2 protein-coding genes and 2 pseudogenes are annotated in these 2,513 nt (G+C 25.1%); 3 read left to right on the forward strand and 1 reads right to left on the reverse strand.

Annotated elements, in window-relative coordinates; genetic code table 11:
- A partial coding sequence (locus E6248_RS15320) for a hypothetical protein (protein ID WP_396335162.1) occupies positions 1–342 on the reverse strand: 342 nt, incomplete at its 3' end.
- Positions 343–464: 122 nt separating this feature from the next.
- Between E6248_RS15320 and E6248_RS15325 the strand changes: the two are divergent.
- The 3 genes and pseudogenes from E6248_RS15325 to E6248_RS15335 all read left to right on the forward strand — a co-directional run.
- Positions 465–1,385 (forward strand): annotated as a pseudogene (locus E6248_RS15325) (D-alanyl-D-alanine carboxypeptidase family protein); the annotation flags it as partial.
- Between the two features lie 593 nt (positions 1,386–1,978).
- Complete coding sequence (locus E6248_RS15330; RefSeq protein ID WP_316341637.1) at positions 1,979–2,125, forward strand: hypothetical protein; 147 nt, start codon at positions 1,979–1,981, stop codon at positions 2,123–2,125.
- A gap of 38 nt (positions 2,126–2,163) precedes the next feature.
- Positions 2,164–2,343, forward strand: a pseudogene (locus tag E6248_RS15335) (cysteine hydrolase); the annotation flags it as partial.
- Positions 2,344–2,513 lie beyond the last annotated feature (170 nt).

A 2,513-nucleotide genomic window follows, 5' to 3' on the forward strand; every position in this document is an offset into this window, starting at 1 on the left:
ATCTAAGTAACCTTTAATTTTAATTAAAGGTTTAAATTTATTATTTCTTAGATACTTATATAGTCTTATAAAAACTATTTTTCTCTTTTTCTTCTTAAACTTAACTTTCTTTTTTTTAGAGGAATTTTCTTTTTTGTAAGAGTATTTTTTATGCTTCTTATTATTTTTATCTTCAATTATTTTTTTTAGAAATTTAATTTGAATTCCATCCTTTGAAGTGAAAATAAGTTTATTGAAAAATTTAAAGAAAAAGATATTATCAATAAAATTAACTTCTATTTTTATTGGTATTGGAAAAATAATTAATAATATTATAAGTGATAAAATAAATAGAAATATCATATAAAATCCTTTCTTTAAATCATAAAGTGTTCTTGCATTTTTTAAAGCAAAAAAATGTTTAAAAAAATTTTTTTGGAACAAACTACTCATAGATGGTTATATTAGAGGGTGATATTATGAAAATAAACAAAAAATTATCAATAGTCTTTTTAGTAGTATTATTGACAATAAATTTAAATGTTAATACAGCTAATGCATTTATTGAAGATGATATAGATTCTGATTTTGAAACATTAGATATAGTGGAAGATGTAAGTGATATTTCATTAGAAGATATAAATCCTAACAAACCTTTAAGGGTATCTGCTAGAAATGCTATAGCATTAGATGCAAAAACTAAAGAAGTGTTATGGGATCAAAATGGATATGAAATAGTTCCTATGGCAAGTACAACAAAGATATTAACTTGCTTAATAGCAATAAATTACGGAAACTTAGATAGAAAAGTAACCATCAGTAAAAATGCAGCATCTATTAGGGGTTCAACAGTAGGATTTAGATCAGGAGAAGAAGTTACAATGAGGGAACTATTATTTGGACTAATGTTTAGATCAGGTAATGATGCAGCTATAGCAATTGCTGAGGATATAGGAGGATCGATTGAAGGTTTTTCTAATATAATGAATGATTTTGCTAAATCCCTTGGAATATTAGATTCACACTTTGAGTCACCTCATGGACTTGATAGTGCAAAACATTATTCTTCAGCCTATGATTTAGCTATATTGACTTCAAAAGCTATGGAGTATCCTGAGTTTAGAGAATGTGTTGGCGAAAAAACTATAAGCAAGGATAAATATAATTTTACAAGAGATTATAGTAATATAAATAAGATTCTACATAGGATACCAGAAGCTAATGGAGTTAAAACAGGATATACTGGTGGAGCAGGAAAGTGTTTAGTATCATCAGTAAATCATAATGGTAGAAATATTATTATTGTAGTTTTAAATTGTGTGGATAGATGGAATGTAACAGAAAATATATATAAATATGTTACTGCAAATAATGAATTTATCACAAAAAGCAACAAGGAAATTCTAAAAGAAGAAAAATTAGCAGGTCTTGGAGATATAATAGATGAAGAAGATGTAACCTATGGATACAAAGAGACAGATGTAGCCAAGGTTGAAGTATTTAATAATAATTATGTAAATCAAGGAGATATACTAGGGAAAATATCTGTATATGATAAGAAGTATGAAAAATTTAAATCTCCATTAGTAAGTAATATAAATTTAAGTAAAGAAGAGCTAGAAAAAATTATAATGGGAAATTAGTCTAATATGAAAGGAATTATTGATTTAAAAACTTCCTATAAAGTTGACCTTATCAACTTTATAGGAAGTTTTAATGTTATTTCAAGAAATAGTTAATCTCTTATTTAAGTAAGATGCATGAATATGCAATAAAGACATATTATTATATATTAACGGAAAATAAAAAAAACATACTGATTAAATACGAGTACATATGATTTTGAAAGGTAGAGTATTTTGAAGATATGAATTACAGTATGGCTATTATTCAAATTTATAGGTATTAAATTACTTTTATGTTAAAATTATAAAAAGAAAGACCTCAAAAGATAGTGAGAGTTTTGAAGAGAATATCATTTCTATAAGGAGGAAACAGAATGAAGGTTAAAATTAAAGGAATGGGAATATATTTGCCTAAACGAGTAGCAACAGGTGAAGAAATAGATGAAATTATTGGTAAGAAAATAGGATGGACAAGTAACTATGTTGGTATAAAGGAGATAGGATATTACAATAATAAATAATTGTACCAATAATGGGTAAGAATAATATTTTTAAGTTTATAAATAAGAAGGAAAAGGAATTTACTATTTTACCTTCAGATTATTGCATAGATTCAACTATTAAATGCGGATTTGAGCATGGATTTAGAATTATAGTCCCAGCATATGCCAATACTACAGTTAATTATAAATTTATGACAGGAGAAGAAATCTATAAGTATTATAATGACTTTATTTAGAATGGTAGATATGCAGAGTGTGTTTCGGTAGAGGAAATTTTAAGTAGGATGAAATAAAATAATTATAAAAATATGTAAAATATGGTATAATATAAAATAGTTATGAGAAATATGATTTATATTATTTAGGAGGTATAGATTTGGAAACTCTATCTTTAATGTATTTCATA

Origin of the sequence: Clostridium sp., from assembly GCF_032552055.1 — a bacterium.
Lineage (GTDB): Bacteria > Bacillota > Clostridia > Clostridiales > Clostridiaceae > Clostridium.

What these genes read in the sequence shown, in the direction of transcription:
- E6248_RS15330 (WP_316341637.1), top strand. Translation starts at nt 1,979, where the DNA reads ATGAAGGTTAAAATTAAAGGAATGGGAATATATTTGCCTAAACGAGTA.